The organism is [Clostridium] saccharolyticum WM1 (assembly GCF_000144625.1).
Taxonomy (GTDB): Bacteria; Bacillota; Clostridia; order Lachnospirales; family Lachnospiraceae; genus Lacrimispora; species Lacrimispora saccharolytica.
In genome coordinates, this window is the sequence record NC_014376.1 from 4271112 (window position 1) to 4288131 (window position 17020).

The window sequence follows — 17020 nt, forward strand, 5'->3', positions numbered from 1 at the left end:
AGGAATGACCATGAATATACTTGTATGCGTAAAACAAGTACCCGATACTACCGAGATCAAAATTGATCCCGTAAAAAATACACTGATCCGAGAAGGTGTGCCATCCATCGTTAACCCATTTGACGGATATGCCTTAGAGGCGGCTGCACGTATAAAGGATGCCAATCCGGACACCAAAATCATCGTTCTTTCCATGGGACCGGAACAGGCAAAGAATGCATTGAAAGAATGTCTGTCCATAGCCGCTGACTCCGCCTATCTGGTAACTGACCGTGCCTTCGGCGGTTCCGATACCCTTGCCACAAGCTACATACTTTCCGAAGCCATAAAAAAAATTGAAGAAACCGAAGGAGCTTTTGATCTTATCTTCTGCGGCAAGCAGGCAATCGATGGCGATACTGCACAGGTAGGTCCTGAAATTGCAGAGCATCTTGGCTATTCCCAGATCACTTATGCCCTGGAAGCAGAACTTGTGGGTGACCGGATCAACGTTAAAAAGGAAGCCGAGGAAGGTATTCAGATGATTGCTTCTACCCTTCCCTGCGTCGTCACGTATACAAAGCCTTCCTGGGATCCAAGACATCCTACCATTAAGCGTAAAATGGCAGCGAACAAAGCTGAGATTCCAAATATCACAGCAGCAGATCTTCCTAGCCTCAATCTGGAGCACGCCGGTCTAAAAGGTTCTCCTACAAAAGTCAAGAAAACTTTCGTTCCGCCCAGAAAAAGCGGCGGTGTCAAAATCGAAGAAGAATCCGGCGCAGATGCAGCTAAAAAGCTGTTCTCTCTTATGAGCGACGCTGGTATCATTTAAGGAGGAAACATTCATGGAAGTCAAAAGCAAAGATCTTTGGGTATTTATCGAAACAAAAGAGGATGGTTCCGCAAAAAAAGTCGGTCTTGAACTCTTAAGTCCTGGGAAAGATATGGCCGGAAAACAAGGCGGCAGCCTTACTGCCATCATCATTGGCAATCATGTCACCCCGGCTATAGAAGCTGTCTCCGCACACGGTGCCGATAAAATCATTGTGGTCGAGGGAGAAGAATATCAGGATTACTCTACGGATGCCTACACCGCGGCTATAGAACAATTAGTGAAAAAATATGGTCCGACCAGCATGCTGATTGGAGCGACTAACAATGGACGGGATCTCGGTCCGCGTATTGCATGCCGTTTAAAAACCGGTCTGACCGCAGACTGTACTTCATTGGATATTGATGAACAAACGGGAAACGTTGCATGGACACGTCCGGCATTTGGCGGGAACTTAATGGCCACGATCATGTGTCCGGATCACCGTCCACAGCTTGGTACGGTACGGCCCGGTGTGTTTAAAATGCCCGACGAGGCAATCTCCCATGCCGAAATCATCCGGGAAAATATCCATATCCCAAAATCTGATATCCGCACGCAGATTCTTGAACTGATCAAAGAAATGGATGGAGAAACAATCGATTTAGAAGGTGCGCAGATTATTGTATCCGGAGGACGCGGTGTAAAAGGACCGGAAGGGTTTGCTCCAATTAAAGCCCTTGCCGAAGTTCTCGGTGCAACAGTCGGCGCTTCCCGTGCGGCAGTTGATGCAGGCTGGATTTCTCACCCACATCAGGTTGGACAGACCGGAAAAACGGTTGGTCCAAAACTTTATATTGCTTGTGGTATCTCCGGCGCTATTCAGCATCTTGCCGGAATGAGCAGCTCGGATGTCGTGATTGCCATCAACAAAGACCCTGATGCACCGATCTTTGGAGTTGCTGATTATGGCATTGTGGGAGATTTATTTGAGGTTCTTCCTGTGCTCACCGAAGAAATCCGTAAGGCAAAGGCATAATTTTATTTTTAAAAAATTATTATAGGAAAAACAATTCATTATCATGCAGGGAAGGAGTTTTGAACCAATATCATTTAGATAAGCGGAAAGTGCTTATAAAGGTGTAATGTTAAACGTAATCCCTGACAAACTATGAATGAAAAGAAATGCAGAAATATAATTAACATCCTATGTTATCTAATTTTTAACTATATTTTGAGGCTTGAAGGCAGTACTTTTCCCCCTGTTTTTAAACCTCAAAATCATTATAAAACCACACTGACACAAGCTAGTCCCCCACTTAATGCTTTCGCATTTGAAATGGGGGACTTGTGTCATGGTTTCCCACACGAAAGGTATCCTGTCTGTCCTGTTCATCAAAATCCAATCCGAGAACATCATCTAATACTGTAACATACCTGTCATCCGTAATAATTCTCCAAAGTCACAATGTTCCAGATTAATTTGTGTTAACAACATTAGCTGATTTCTCTTAAAATCTACAGGATACATTTTTTGATTATCCCAATATGGCTCTCCGCCTAACTTACTACCGCATAATCCAGGTGTCTTGTACAGTCAAAAAAGATGTCACTTGAACCTGGTAGGGCCTTGGCGGCAGATTTTATAGTTAAAATTATAAACACATTATCAACTTTCTCGACGAGAATATTGAAATAAGTCTTCTTCATCTGTATAAAAGACTTCCTTTCAGAATTGAATTTTTCATTCTTTTCTAAAAGAAAGCCCTTTTATCGGTCTTTACTTTATAAATGACTTACCCTTATTTACTCTGCGGTGCTTCAGGGTGAAGAACAGATTCTTTCAACGGTACAGTTCTGTCACGTCCAAGGTACATCTGATAATACGGCGGAATGCCATTGATCTTGTTCACAATTTTTTTCTTGTATTGTTCCATCATCGCTAAATCGATATTAGGCAGATCTTCTTCCTTAACAGGACCCTTTATTCCATTAAACTTCTTCATACGCTCGATCATGTAACGAACATCGAAGCGGGAAGGATTAACCTCAATGATATCCTTGTCTAAGCCAAGAAGTTTATAAACTCCCTCGAGTCCGGTACGGACGGAGGTCTCAACTGTGAATACAACATCATCATCGACCTCGACAAACTGACCGAGGAGGGCTAAGTTGGTACAACCATCCGGAACGTTTTTCGGACGGTCCTCTACCTTACGTGGCATAAACTGACTTGTGCAGTAAGGCATCATAGCGGTAGACATATATGTATGAGCCAGTACTTCGTCCTTAATATCAAGCATTCCAAAATGATAGAGTAGCTCGGTCAGTATCTCGTCACCGGTGCAGTCACACATAGGCTTTTTAATATAATTGCCGATGTTCTCTCCATACAGTCCATAGCCCCAGCCAACCTCTTCGTTGTCAGCTTGGAGCGGGAAGAAAGGCTTGTGATGTATTTCAAATGATATATCCCAATTGGAATCTTTGAATGTCATCATGCCGCCGGTACCCGCTTTGCTTCCTGTCATCTTTTCTATTCTTTTAAAAAACTCAGGATAGTCCTTGATGGTAGGGAAGAAAGAAACCCATTTTGTTTTATCAATATCACTAAGGAATTTTTCCGGATGACCAAATTTTTCATCCTTTTTGGCAAGATTCTGCCAAATCGTAAAGGTTCCCATATCTTTTGTGTCTCGGTTTGTAGGAGCAACCGTCTTATTATCGCCAAAGCAGCTGTTTTCACTTATTGATCCGCTCGTTACAAACACTAAATCGTCCGTTCCCACACGGATCGTCTTCTCCACACCATTTTGGTACATACGGATACCATGAACTGTATTGTGATGACCATCCATATCTAAATCATATACTGAACTGCCAAATACAAAGTTTACACCCCTATCAATAAGCCATCTTTCAATCGGAAGGATAATAGCATCATACTCGTTGTATTTTGTATGGATAAAGCCATCCAGATATTCATGTCGGTTAGCGAATGTAAACCTCTGCCAATAGCGCCTGCACTCAATAACACTGTGGTAGCGTTTAAAAGCTAGCTGACTGTGGAAGCAAGTCCAGAAACTGGTTTCAAAGAAAGGATCGTCAAAGAAGTCCTCGATCTTGAGATCGGCAAGTTCTTCTTCCGTTGAAGCAAAGATCCTGTTCATAGCTGCAACATACTTGGGATCAAGCTTATAATCATGTACATGGCTGTAAATCTCGCCCTGATTTACCCACAAACGCGCCTCAGAATGGATGGGTTCATCCCTGTTGAAGTCTACAACATCATCAAGCACAGTACGTCCTTCGTTTTCAAGAGAAGGTATTTTGCTACACAGATACCAGAGGCATTCCATATATGGCTCAAGCTCACGCTCACCACGGCAAAGATAACCGAATTCGTTTTTGGTTCCGTCCATGGAACCACCCATAACCGGTTTCTTTTCATAAATGGTGATGTTCTGTCCAGGCATCTTAGCGTCGTCAATCAAAAACACTGCTGCGGCAAGTCCGGCAATTCCTCCCCCGACGATATAGGCTTTACGTCCGTCTATTCCTGCTGGTTTGTGAGGATGGTACATGGTTTTGTAAATATTCATAATAATCTATCCTTTCTAATTTATTTGTAAGACAATGTCTTGCATATAATATAAAACATTAGGATAGCCAAAACAATTTACAATCAAATTGAAGTGTAAAAAGTATTTACACTTCCCCTTATCTGTAAATTATGATTAATTTGCGTATTTTTTCAGTGCTTTTTCAAAATCGCCTTTTATTAATACAGCAGTTTGCTCTACGATATCTTCCGGTTTTTCTTTCATCCCATCCTTTATCCACTCACAAATGAGTGCTATGAAAGCCAGACTGTAAAAACGTGCAATAAAATTTTTGTATTTCTGGTCAACAGACATTTCAATGGCTTGCCGTTCCACTACTGCAAGAACCTGATCATAGATTACCGTATACATATATCTTTCTAAGGATTCCCGGTTGGTAGACCGATAGGTATTTTGAACCAGGACTTTACTGTTACTAATGGAAATTAACAGCTGGTAAAAGCCCTGCTGCCAAGTATCATAATCCTTATTTTCTGCAAGTGACTTTTCAGTAGCCTGTAAATAAATCCATTCAACAAGTTCATATATATCATAAAAATAATTGTAGAAAGTCTGTCGTGTCAAACCACATTCCTCGACAATATCCTTAACGGTTATTTTATTAATGGGTCTTTTTTGTAGTATATCTATTAAAGCATTCGCAAGTACTTCTTTTGTCTCATTATGCAAAGAAAAAACCTCCCTTAATACATATTCAAAAAGATAGAATGAAATTGAAAAGAGCTCTATTAATCTTGCAGAAAGTACAGGATTTATCCGGCAATCTTCCGATGTCCACCCGAAATGTAATTACTGCAAGTGGGAAAATCTCTGCTAGGGCGGTTGGAGGAGGGAAAGCGAGCCGCTATTCAACTTTATTTCAGTTTCTCAATCTTCACACAGGTCACTGTATACCATGAATAGACATTAGATAACTATAGATAATAGATTTGCCATTTTACTTCCTATTTGCATGGATAACTTTCTTTTTGCTCTACTCATACCAAGGTAAATTATTCGGTGCTCTTCATTTTTTCCAGATGCGGAATAATCAGAAATGTCTTTGAACTCTTATTTTCAACAAGCATTACGTTGTAGAATATTGTATATCAATTGTACCTCAATGAGAAGTTTTTCACAATAAGATTCGATAAATAATATCAACACCTACACTCCTTTCAGCACCGATAAAATAGTAGATTTTACAACTGGGTTATTTTTTATATTTTCTAGTTGTTCTAAATTGTAAAGTTCTATTTTATTATTTTCTAGTGTGCTTTCACTCATGAATTATCCTACCTTTCTATGATTTCACCCTATGTCATCTATATTTTCCTCTAAAAATCAGGGCAAAAATCGGGCATTTTTTAGCCTGATTTTTGCCCATCTTTTAGCCCGAAACCACAACATCTTGTGGTCAGAGTGGCTTATTTATCGATTTTACCTCAACGTGTCATCAGAATCACCGTCTCCACATGCCTTGTGTGTGCTAAAAAGAAGTCATACCCCCTCTGGTACCCTCTTGGCGGAGTCCCTGTAAACTACTTAGAAAATTGAGTATAAAATAATTCAGCAAACTGTCCGTATTTCTTTACTTCTTTAAGGTGAAATCGCTTTAATGCTTCCTTCTGTGAAAACAACGGTATTCCTATCCCTAGTAACACAGGAGCGATCTGAATTATCATATTATCTATCATATCATTATCTAATAATGGAGCTATTATTGTGTTTCCTCCAACAATCCAGATATTTTTATCCTTTTCTAACTGTTTAACAAATTCTATAATATCGCAATTAATTGGACTAAACCCCTTTGCTGATAAGCTTCGATCATGTGTAAAAACATAGTTTTTTGTGGTCGGGTATAAACTATCTATATTATCCATATTTTTGATTTCATTAAATGTCCTTTTACCCATGATAGTAATATCCATACTTTTATAGAAACTATCATAATCTGTTTCTTCTACTGCTCCAGTTTGATAAAGCCAGTCCAAATTATGGTTCTTATCAGCAAGATAGCCATCCAGAGTTATACAGCCATAAAAAAACACACTCATTTTAAATCCTTTCTAAATACGTATCGATTTAGTCATACTAAACGGTAAATTAACAATTCCGGTAGGAATTATTCCGCCATTGAAAATTTAAGCCTTTACTATTAAACAGCATACTTCTGTATGCAACGCCTGAGGAAACATATCACATCCTCTAACCTTCTCCACCTTATACCCATTCTCCGCCAGATACTTCATATCCCGTGCCAACGTAGCTGAATCGCAGCTTACATACACCACCCGTTTGGGTCCCATCTTTACAATGGTATTCAGGCAAGCCTCGTCGCAGCCTTTTCTGGGCGGGTCCACCACGATGACATCTGCATACACCTGATGTTTCTCATATTGCTCCGGCAGAACCTCTTCCGCCTTTCCCACAAAGAACTCCACATTATCTAATCCATTTAACCTGGCATTCTCCCTGGCATCCTCAATGGCCTGGGGCACAATTTCCACTCCATACACCTTCTTTGCCTTTTGCGCCAGAAAAAGAGAGATGGTCCCGATGCCGCAGTATAGATCCCAAACCGTTTCCACGCCTGTCAGTCCGGCATAAGCAAGCGCAGTGCCATAAAGCTTTTCCGTCTGTACCGGATTCACCTGATAGAAGGACAGGGGGGAAATGCGGTACTTTACCGCTCCTATGAAGTCCGTAATATACCCCGGCCCATAAAGGTTCTCCACCTTGTCCCCAAGGATCACATTTGTCCTCTCCTTATTAATATTAAAGGAAATACTGGTCATACCCGGAATCTCCAGAAGGCGTTCCACCAACTCCTTGCTGTGAGGCAGGCTGTTACCATTAATCACCTGGCACACCATGATCTCCCCTGTCCGGAATCCCTTGCGGATCAGGGTATGGCGGATCAGCCCCTTGTGAGAAGCCTCCTCATAGGGAATAAGATGATACCGCTCCATATGAGCCTTGATCTGTCTTAAAACCTCCTGGTTCTCTTCTATTCCAAGAAGGCAGTCCTCACAGCTTATGATGGAATGAGTGCGTCCCGCATAAAATCCTGTTACAATATTCCCATCCTTATCAAGTCCCCAGGGAAACTGTGCCTTATTCCGGTATCTCCACGGTTCGTCCATCCCCATGATAGGCTGCATGGGAACTTCTGAAAATCCTCCGATTCTGGTAATATTGTTATAAATCTTCCGCTCCTTATAACGAAGCTGTTCCCCATAATCCATTGCCTGCAGCTGGCAGCCGCCGCATGGGCCGGCAACCGGACACTTCGGTTCTATACGGTTGAAAGAAGGCTCTGTAATTCTTTCCAGCTTTGCAAATCCATAGGATTTCTTGGTCTTCATTACCTTCGCCTGAACTTTATCTCCGATTACCGTATCCTTAATAAACCAGGTAAATCCATCGGTCTTACCGATCCCTTCACCGGTTTCGCTCATATCCTCAATCATTACATCGATTCTATCATTCTTCTTCCACTCTGCCATCATAACCTCCGTTGATACTAATCCGTTTTCCGGCCTTCCTTCCCGGCCTTCCTACTTGTCCTACCAAAATATTTCCAGACCAAATCCTTATTAAATGAATACCTTTTCCACATCCTGAGCTTATTGTAACTTTTTTTTCCACAAGAAGCAAGAAAACCTTTTCCACAATACGGAATCAAAACCAAAACTTAACTGCTTCAGCAGCCGTTTTACCTCTGCCTAAGGTCCTCAGCCGGTCCGCTTCATTTTATTATTATACAAAATGGAATTTCCCATGATCAAAAAACGGGAGCAAGGCGGCTCCGGTAAGACACAAGGTCTTCCTTCCTCACCCAGCTCCCGGAAATTTATCTGCCTTTTCCGTTGGCTTTTTCCATATGGATATTTTTTCCTTTGATCTTTACATCCTTCATGGCCTGTAATACGGCGTCAGCGTTTTCCCTGGGCACCTCTACAAAGGTATACTTGTCATACATATCAATACTTCCCACCATCTTTCCAGGCATACCGGACTCTCCTGCAATGGCACCAAGGATATCTCCCGGCTTCACATTCTGGTTTTTCCCGATATTGATAAACAGACGGGCCATATCGTCTCTGGAAGAATCATATCTTCCTCCGCGGCTGCTGCCGCTTCCGTTTCTTCCGCTGCTGCGTCCCCGGCTTCCTCCGCCGTAGAAGTTATCCAGTTCATCAAGGGAACGAGGCTCTCTTGTATCAATAATATCCTCATTTTCCTCACCCATCATCATCTTAAGCAATGCTGCCGCAAGGTCAAGAGAGGTATAATCCTCTTCCAGAAGCTTCTTTTCAATAATGTTTACCGTCTTGCTTAAATCTGTATCCCCGATGGTATCTGCCACGGTCTCTAAGATCTTATCCACCTTTATGGCTGTTACATCATTTAAGGATGGGATCGCCTGAGGAACGATCTTGGTCTTGCAGTAACGCTGAATGTCACGAAGCTTGTAAACCTCTTTCCCCACAACAAAACTGAATGCAATGCCCTCACGGCCTGCACGGCCGGTACGGCCGATCCGGTGAACATAATATTCGTCATCCTGGGGAAGGTCGTAATTGAATACAGCCTCTACGTCGTCTACGTCAATTCCTCGGGCCGCTACGTCGGTCGCTACAAGGATCTCCGTCTTACCGTTACGGAAGCTGCCCATGACCCGGTCACGCTGAATCTGCTTTAAATCTCCATGAAGTCCTTCCGCAAAATATCCCCTTCCCTGAAGGGCCTGTACCAGCTCATCAACCTGCTTTTTGGTGTTGCAGAAAGCAACAGAAAGCTTTGGAGCGTACATATCCAGAAGGCGGCACATAACCTCAACCTTACTCTTCGGTTTCACCTCATAATAATACTGAGTCACCTTGGGAACTGTCAGCTCCTTCTTTACCACTTTAACAGTCACCGGATCCTGCTGGAACTTTCTGGCGATCTCCATGATGGCTGGCGGCATGGTTGCGGAGAACATAACGGTCTGCCGTTCCTCTGGAAGCTGGCTTAAAATGGTTTCCATGTCCTCAAGGAATCCCATATTTAACATCTCATCGGCTTCATCCATGATCACGGTATGAACGTGATCGAATTTCACGGTCTTCCTGCGCATATGGTCCATAACACGTCCCGGTGTCCCGATAATGATCTGGGTACCATCTTTCAGTGATCGGATTTGTTTTACAATATCCTGTCCCCCGTATATGGGAACGACCTTTACACCGTGCATATATTTTGCAAGCCTGCGGATTTCATCTGCCACCTGGATGGCAAGTTCTCTGGTAGGACAGAGAGCCACCGCCTGAAGCTTTTTCACCTTAGGGTCAATTTTCTGCAGCAGAGGGATGCCAAAGGCGGCTGTTTTCCCTGTTCCCGTCTGAGCCTGACCGATAATATCCCGGCCTTCTGCCTGAACCGGAATGGCCTGGGCCTGAATGGGAGATGCTTCTTCAAATCCCATATCCGCAACTGCCCGCAGAATTCTTTCATCTAACTGTAATTCATCAAATCTAACTGTTTCCATAAATGCTTGATCCTTTCTTACGGCCAACCGGGTTCCCATGTTGCCGTCGGCCTCGCACACACTTTTCGCAAACAAAACGAGAGGTAGCAGGCACGTTTCAGACCTTCATCCTCTCGCTTCACACAAATATACATTATAGCAGTTTATTTTAAAGGTGTCAAGGGACATGACTTTATTTTTCTATATCATTTTTTTAAACAGGAAAATCCCGGATCCCTGATTTCTATTTTTTCAACCAACCATTCTTGTTAAAATACCATATTTCAGCCATAATGATCACTGCGCTGGCCGCCACACAGACCAGATAGCCATAATCCCAATGAAGTTCCGGCATATTTTTAAAGTTCATGCCATACCAGCCGGCAATCAGGGTAAGGGGCATAAATATGGCGGTCACCATGGTAAGAAAGGACAACACATGGTTCTGCTTTACATCCATGCGCACCTGATACATTTCCCGGATCTGCAGGGCATATTCCCTCAGCTCCTTCCCATACTCGGAAAGCCTTGCCATGCGGCCGGAAAACAAGCGGAACCGGGCACATTCCTCATCCTGTAACAGCCCGTTGTAATTCTCCGTCAGGGTCTGGCTGATGTTTAAAAGCTGCCCGTAATAGGAAACGATTTTTGCCAGCTCTTTTCTGGCCCTTAAGATGGTTCCCGGCACATCGTTCCGGTCCCTCCCCCCGCTCATAATCCGGTCCTCCATTTCTGTCAGGCCTTCCTCGTATTTCTGCAAAAATTCAATCTCATCCTTTACCTGATATTCCAGAAATTCAAAAAGCATATGGGAGACACAGGTCTTGTCATAGCTCTGGAGCCTCTCCATTTCCCGAAGCATTTTTTCCGCCTCCCCGCTGTCATCAATTAATATGAGCCGGTTCTTGTCCATGTAATAACCAAAGACTGCAGGCCTGCCTAAGAGATTAGGGACTCCCCTTCTGGAACTGTTTCATCCGTTCCCACAGGGATCAGCCTTTTCCTTAATTTATAACGCACGTTCTTTTCCTCCTAAAGCCCCATGATAGTCCGACTGATCTGCATCCTTAACCCAGGCCAACCAGCCCGTCTCTTTTTTTCTGTTCCATACCCGCCCGCCGGTCCATGATGAAAACTACTCTTCCAGCAGCATTAAAACAGGCCCCTTCAGTGAAAAACCGGGATGTTCCCCATGCTTCACCAAAAAGGCCTGTTTTTATAAAAAGCTTCCCATTCTTATTATTCTCCGAATAACTGACGCACAATTTCTGCAATCAGCTTTGCAGTTCCCGTAACCCCAAGAAGGGAAGAATCAATCATCAGGTTCTTATGCTCCGGATCCCCGGGGAAGTAACCGGCGTATTTCTTATGATAGGCATTTCTGGCCTTGTCTACGGAAGCGATCATCCGTTTTGCCTCCCCCTCCGTCATGCCAAGAGTGTTCACACAGTTTTCCAGCCTTTTTTCATAAGGGGCATAGATGAAAATATTGATGTTGTTCTTTTCCTTTTCCAGTAAGTAATCGGAACACCTTCCTACCAGAATACAGCTGGACTTTTTTGCCAGGTCCTGAATAATACCCTTTTGCACATCAAAGATAATGTCCTGAATGTATGCCTCATCTGTTCCCAAAGGAAACATGCGCGGCAGAAAGCTCTGCTTTGACTTTTCTTCCTCTTCGCTGACCGTGGAGACCGGCAGGTTCAGCTTCTTCGCAACCTCCTCCACAATATCACGATCATAGAATTCCACCCCCAGCTCTCTGGACAGCTCTTTGGCGATGGAACGCCCCAGGCTTCCGAATTCACGGGTGATGGTAATTGTAAACTTTTCCATAGCAAGAAGTTCCTCCCTAACCGGTTACAATTGTTTTTTGATATCCCCTCACTGCACAGCTGAGGGCAAAGCAGATAGTAAAATAGCAAAGTGCTTCAAAAGCAAACAGCATCAGCATTCCTCTTACATCATAAATGCTTCCAAGGACAACGGAGCAGTTTCTCATAAACTCCGCCACATCTACCATTTTTAAGAAAGAAGTGTCCTTGATGATGGTGATTACCTGACTGAGCAGGGCAGGAATGACCTTTTTATACGTCTGGGGTAGCACGATATAAATAAGAGTCTGGGCAAAACTGAATCCCTGGGACTGGGCGCCTTCAAACTGCCCCTTGGGAATGGAGTTCAAGCCTCCGCGGAATATTTCTGCCATAACTGCTGAAGTGAAAAGGGAAATGGCGAATACCGATACTCCTACCTTATTCCCCTTTACGGTAAAATAGATCCAGAGTATCCACAAAAGATTGGGGGTACAGCGGAAAAATTCCGTATATGCAGCTACAACCCCTCCCGCCCATTTCCATTTTCCGGTGGAATAGGTCCTGATCAGTGCCAGGAGGGTTCCGAAAAACATACTGATGATTGTTGCAAGAACGGCGATCATTACCGTCATTCTCAACCCCTTCAGCATGAATAATACATTCGCCTGGGTAAATATCTTATGAAATAATTCTAACATGCTGCCTCCTCATCTGCCTGAAGATCAAGCGTTTTTGCTACAGGCAGCCGCATGGATCTGATCTCTAAATAGCGGGCCAGCCTTGCCAGAGGGAAACAGATAATAAAATACATGATAGCACTGGTAAAATACGCCTGGGCAAAATATCCCCTGTCAGCACCCCAGGAATCCGTAAAGTACATTAAGTCCATACCGGCCACCATAGCCAGGATGGAGGTATTCTTCACAAGATTCAAGGCCTGATTGGCAAGGGGAGGCATGATAATCTTTATGGTCTGGGGCAGGATGATATGATACATGGTTTCCAGATAGGAAAAGCCCTGGGACGAAGCCGCCTCAGACTGGCCTTTTGGTATGGCTTCGATTCCGGTTCTTATGACCTCTGATATATAGGCCCCATGATAAACTCCCACTCCGATCACACCAAGAACGAACTTAGGGATCCGGAAGCCTGAGCTGGAAAATAACATAGGAAGCACGGAATAATAGCACAGCACCTGCAAAGCCAGGGGCGTATTCTGTATGAATTCTACGTAAATTCGTGAAATTATCTTAAGCAGCTTAAATTTAGCCGTGGAAAACATACCAAATACCACTCCTAGGGCCAGCGCAACGGCCAGCCCCACCAGTGATATTTTAAGCGTCATTAGAAAGCCCGGTATATAATATTCAGGAAATGCCTGAAACAGGGCATTCCATCGTTTTGCATCAAAAAGACCTTTTATCATGTCATCTATCCTTTACATAAGGGTTACTGCAATCCCCATTGATCCTGAAGGGCCTTAAGGGAGCCGTCGGATAGCATGGAGGTAATCTTTTCATCAACGAAAGCAGCAAGGCCTGTATTCTCCTTAGCAGCTGCCACACCGTAATCCTGCTCTGCAAAACGGTCCTGTAAGATCTGGTTTCCGTCATTTACATAGCCTGCCAAAATGGCACGGTCTACGGAGAAACAATCGATCTGCTTGGTTGCCAGCGCCTGGGCCAAAGCCGGATAACCATCAAACTCCTGGAATTGAGGATTTACCTTTAACCCTTTTTCATCCACATATTTTTTAAAGCCATCCTTTGTTGTGGAGGACTGGGCAACGCCGATGATCTTGCCGTCTAAATCTTCAATGGAGTCAATTCCGGACTCTTTGTTAACCAGAAGTCCCACTGCATCGGTATAATATGGAGTAGAGAAATTATAAGTCTCTTTTCTTTCCGGTGTAATGGTAAAGGTAGCTATCACCAGATCGATCTCTCCATTCTCTAAAAGAGGTCCTCTGGTCTTAGCGGTTACGCCCTGAAATTCCACCAGTTTCTTTTCCTTTGCTTCCGCCGCTGTGCATCCGAAAATAGTGCCGGCGATCTCATAAGCCAGATCATCCTCAAAGCCTTCGTATTCTCCGGTTGCCGTATTCTGTAAGCTGAATTTAGGGATATCAGCCTTACAGCCAACCTTTAAAACTCCCCGGTCAATAATTTTCTGTACATCTGCAGCCAAGCCTTTGCCTGCTGCCTCTGTAGAGCCAGCCGTCCCTGTTCCTTCCTTAGCCGTTGTCTCTGCCGGAGCAGCCGTTGTTGTTTCCGGGGCCTTTGTTCCGCATGCAGTTAAGGATGCCACAGCTGCAAAAGCCAGGGCAAGTGATAACATTTTCTTCATCATAATTGGTTCCTCCTCATTTTATAATATCTTAAACAACATCCTAATGAAGGATTTTGCTTAAAAACGCTTTGGTCCGCTCATGCTCCGGACATTCAAAAAAGTGTTCCGGTGTTCCCTCTTCCAGGATGTAGCCTCCATCCATGAAGATCACCCGGTCTGCTACCTGGCGGGCAAAGCCCATTTCATGAGTTACACAGATCATAGTGATATTTTCATGAGCCAGTTCTACCATAACATTTAATACCTCCTGAACCATCTCAGGATCAAGGGCGGAGGTAGGTTCGTCAAAGAGAATCAGGGGCTGCTTGGTGCACAAAGCCCTGGCTATGGCTACTCTTTGCTGCTGTCCGCCGGAAAGCTGGACCGGGTAATTCCCTGCCTTTTCCTTCAAGCCCACCCGTTCCAAACACTTCATGGCGTTTTTCTTTGCCTCTTCCTTGGGAACATGCTGCAGCTTGATGGGAGCCAGCGTCAGATTTTCTAAGACAGTGAGATGGGGATATAAATTGAACTGCTGAAAGACCATGGAAGAATACTTTTTTGCCATATCCAGATGGTTCTTTTTTGTTACTTCTGTGCCTGCCACGGTTATCTTTCCGCTGGTAGGCTCCTCCAGATAGTTAATGCAGCGGATAAAGGTAGACTTTCCAGAGCCGGAGGGTCCGATGATAACCAGCTTTTCGCCCTCCTTTACCGTCAGGCTTATATCCTTTAAAACCTCTAAATCTCCGAAGTTCTTTTTTAAGTTTTCAACTTTCACCATATCTGGCATAATTCCATCCCCTCTCTGTAAACTTTCTCTAAAAATATGCAAAAAGACGCCTTAGAGTCTGAATATCTTAAGCGTCTTTGCTTAGTCTTTTTAATTGTTGTTATTATAAAAAGTTTTATTTGAAAAGTCAAGGATTATTTTCTTTGTTACCAATAAATGGCAGGCAGGAGCAGGCCACAAAATGTCCTGGAGAAACCTCTTCCATTACAGGCACCCTGCTGCTGCACTCCTCCCTGGCATACATGCATCTGGTATGGAAATGGCAGCCGGATGGTACATGCATGGGGCTGGGAAGCTCTCCCTGAAGCATCAGCCGCTTTGATTTTGCAGAAAGTTCCGGGTCAGCCACCGGTATGGCGGAAAGCAACGCCTTTGTATAAGGATGGAGAGGATTCTCATACAGTTCATCGCTGTCTGCGATCTCCACCAGCCTTCCCAGATACATGACTCCGATCCTTGTGGAGATATGGCGCACCATGGATAAGTCATGGGCTACAAATAAGTAGGTCAGTCCCATTTCCTTCTGTAAATCCTCCAGCATGTTCACTACCTGGGCCTGAATGGAAACATCCAGGGCTGAAATAGGCTCATCGCAAAGCAAAAATTCCGGTTCTACTGCCAGGGCCCTGGCAATCCCGATCCTCTGGCGCTGGCCGCCTGAAAACTCATAGGCATACTTGTACATGTCATCCGGCTTCATTCCCACCTTTTTAAGCATTTCCTCGATCCTGCCGTCCATCTCGCTGGAAGCCATGGCGGATCCTGCCGCCATGGACTCTCCAATGATCTCACGCACATTGTGGTGGGGATCCAGGGCAGAATAGGGATCCTGGAAAATGATCTGCATCTGACGGTGGATTGGAAGCAGCTTTTTTCCCTTTACACTGGTAATATCCTGTCCTTTAAACCGGATCGAGCCGCTGGTGGGATCATACATTCGGATTAAGGTCCTGCCTAAGGTAGACTTACCGCAGCCGGATTCCCCTACCAGCCCAAAGGTCTCTCCCTTCCGGATCGTAAGATTCACGCCGTCCACTGCCTTTATCTCCGCCTTCTTACGGCCGAAAAAGTCCTTTGCAGGGAAATATTTACAGACCTCACGGGCTTCCAGAAGGATTTCCTGGTTCTTGTTCTCCATGTCACTCCACCTTCCTTTCCCTTGCATCAAGCTCCTCTGCCGAAAAGATACACATAGCTCTCTGGGTATCCGAATAAATCCGGTACTTAGGAATTCCCTTTTCGCATTCCTCACAGGCAAATTTACAACGCTCCGCAAAAGGGCAGCCATCTGGCGGATCGATCAGGGAGGGGGCCATTCCCGGAATAGGCTCCAGCCGCTTTTTGTCTCCTGTCTGTGGTTTGGGAACCGCCTGAAGAAGAGCCCTGGTATAAGGATGCCTGGGCGCATAAAAGATTTCCCGGGTCAGCCCCTCTTCCATTAAAAGGCCTCCGTACATGACGAGGATCCGGCTGCTTAAGCTTGCCACCACTCCCAGATCATGGGTAATAAGTATTATGCTCATTCCAGTCTCATCCTGCAGTTTTTTTAATAGCTCCAGGATCTGGGCCTGAATGGTCACATCAAGAGCCGTGGTCGGCTCATCTGCAATGAGAAGCTTCGGCCTGCAGCAAAGGGCCATGGCAATCAATACCCTCTGCCTCATTCCACCGGAAAATTCATGGGGATACTGGCCCAGTCTCTTCTCCGGAGATGGGATGCCCACCTGTTCCAAAACAGCGACCGCTTCTTTGCGGGCAGACCGGTTATCCATTCCCCTGTGGCGTTTCAGCACCTCCGTCAGATGAAAACCAATGGTCCTCACCGGATTCAAAGCCGTCATAGGATCCTGAAAGACCATGGCAATCTCTTTTCCCCGCATCTTTCGCAGCTGTTCCGGCGTCATCTCCATCATATCCTGATCCAGAAACAGCATCTGGTCCGCAGTCACCTCTGCATTCTCCGGCATCAGGCCCAGGATGGATTTCATCAGGACACTTTTTCCGCTGCCGGATTCTCCCACCACCGCCAGGATCTCCTGGCGGTCTGCGTGAAAGCTTACTCCCCGTACCGCCTTTACCGATTTTCCGTGGGTATGAAAGGTGGTATGGATATTTTCAACAGACAGAATCTTTTCATCGTTTTTCTTTGTCTTTTCCAATTCCTGTTTC

The 17020-nt window shown here is 44.6% G+C and carries 16 protein-coding genes; 2 read left to right on the forward strand and 14 right to left on the reverse strand.

All coding sequences use genetic code 11. The features are described 5' to 3' along the window. Positions 1 to 10 precede the first annotated feature (10 nt). Entirely contained in the window at positions 11 to 814 is an 804-nt protein-coding gene (locus tag CLOSA_RS19770; protein WP_013274506.1) for an electron transfer flavoprotein subunit beta/FixA family protein, read from the forward strand. A 13-nt stretch (positions 815 to 827) separates the two neighbouring features. Next, a complete protein-coding gene (locus CLOSA_RS19775) occupies positions 828 to 1832 on the forward strand; it encodes an electron transfer flavoprotein subunit alpha/FixB family protein (RefSeq protein WP_013274507.1) in 1005 nt (334 codons plus the stop codon). 381 nt (positions 1833 to 2213) lie between these two features. Here CLOSA_RS19775 and CLOSA_RS23735 read toward each other — a convergent pair whose 3' ends face one another. The 14 genes from CLOSA_RS23735 to CLOSA_RS19850 form a co-directional block, all read right to left on the reverse strand. Next, the gene (locus tag CLOSA_RS23735) at positions 2214 to 2390 is read right to left on the reverse strand and encodes a DUF1963 domain-containing protein (RefSeq protein WP_408643013.1); all 177 of its coding nucleotides are present in this window, start codon (positions 2388 to 2390) and stop codon (positions 2214 to 2216) included. Positions 2391 to 2595: 205 nt separating this feature from the next. Next, positions 2596 to 4395, reverse strand: a complete 1800-nt coding sequence (locus CLOSA_RS19785; protein WP_013274508.1) for an oleate hydratase — start codon at positions 4393 to 4395, stop codon at positions 2596 to 2598. A 135-nt stretch (positions 4396 to 4530) separates the two neighbouring features. Further along, positions 4531 to 5085, reverse strand: a complete 555-nt coding sequence (locus CLOSA_RS19790; RefSeq protein WP_013274509.1) for a TetR/AcrR family transcriptional regulator — start codon at positions 5083 to 5085, stop codon at positions 4531 to 4533. Positions 5086 to 5936: 851 nt separating this feature from the next. After that, the gene (locus tag CLOSA_RS19795; protein WP_013274511.1) at positions 5937 to 6455 is read right to left on the reverse strand and encodes a dihydrofolate reductase family protein; all 519 of its coding nucleotides are present in this window, start codon (positions 6453 to 6455) and stop codon (positions 5937 to 5939) included. A gap of 87 nt (positions 6456 to 6542) precedes the next feature. Then, the gene (gene rlmD / locus CLOSA_RS19800) at positions 6543 to 7907 is read right to left on the reverse strand and encodes a 23S rRNA (uracil(1939)-C(5))-methyltransferase RlmD (protein WP_013274512.1); all 1365 of its coding nucleotides are present in this window, start codon (positions 7905 to 7907) and stop codon (positions 6543 to 6545) included. A gap of 347 nt (positions 7908 to 8254) precedes the next feature. Then, positions 8255 to 9934: a DEAD/DEAH box helicase gene (locus tag CLOSA_RS19805; RefSeq protein WP_041709512.1), complete on the reverse strand. Its 1680-nt coding sequence runs from the start codon at positions 9932 to 9934 to the stop codon at positions 8255 to 8257. A gap of 223 nt (positions 9935 to 10157) precedes the next feature. Then, complete coding sequence (locus CLOSA_RS19810; RefSeq protein ID WP_049791685.1) at positions 10158 to 10826, reverse strand: magnesium transporter CorA family protein; 669 nt, start codon at positions 10824 to 10826, stop codon at positions 10158 to 10160. Between the two features lie 326 nt (positions 10827 to 11152). After that, the gene (locus CLOSA_RS19820) at positions 11153 to 11749 is read right to left on the reverse strand and encodes a cytidylate kinase-like family protein (protein WP_013274514.1); all 597 of its coding nucleotides are present in this window, start codon (positions 11747 to 11749) and stop codon (positions 11153 to 11155) included. A gap of 16 nt (positions 11750 to 11765) precedes the next feature. Continuing rightward, entirely contained in the window at positions 11766 to 12428 is a 663-nt protein-coding gene (locus CLOSA_RS19825) for an amino acid ABC transporter permease (RefSeq protein WP_013274515.1), read from the reverse strand. Continuing rightward, positions 12422 to 13156: an amino acid ABC transporter permease gene (locus CLOSA_RS19830; RefSeq protein ID WP_013274516.1), complete on the reverse strand. Its 735-nt coding sequence runs from the start codon at positions 13154 to 13156 to the stop codon at positions 12422 to 12424. The genes CLOSA_RS19825 and CLOSA_RS19830 overlap by 7 nt, the downstream gene beginning before the upstream one ends. 23 nt (positions 13157 to 13179) lie before the next feature. Further along, positions 13180 to 14079: a transporter substrate-binding domain-containing protein gene (locus CLOSA_RS19835; RefSeq protein ID WP_013274517.1), complete on the reverse strand. Its 900-nt coding sequence runs from the start codon at positions 14077 to 14079 to the stop codon at positions 13180 to 13182. Positions 14080 to 14119: 40 nt separating this feature from the next. Beyond that, positions 14120 to 14851: an amino acid ABC transporter ATP-binding protein gene (locus CLOSA_RS19840; protein WP_013274518.1), complete on the reverse strand. Its 732-nt coding sequence runs from the start codon at positions 14849 to 14851 to the stop codon at positions 14120 to 14122. Positions 14852 to 14978: 127 nt separating this feature from the next. Beyond that, the gene (locus tag CLOSA_RS19845; RefSeq protein WP_013274519.1) at positions 14979 to 15989 is read right to left on the reverse strand and encodes an ABC transporter ATP-binding protein; all 1011 of its coding nucleotides are present in this window, start codon (positions 15987 to 15989) and stop codon (positions 14979 to 14981) included. A gap of 1 nt (position 15990) precedes the next feature. Beyond that, the gene (locus CLOSA_RS19850; protein WP_013274520.1) at positions 15991 to 17010 is read right to left on the reverse strand and encodes an ABC transporter ATP-binding protein; all 1020 of its coding nucleotides are present in this window, start codon (positions 17008 to 17010) and stop codon (positions 15991 to 15993) included. Positions 17011 to 17020 lie beyond the last annotated feature (10 nt).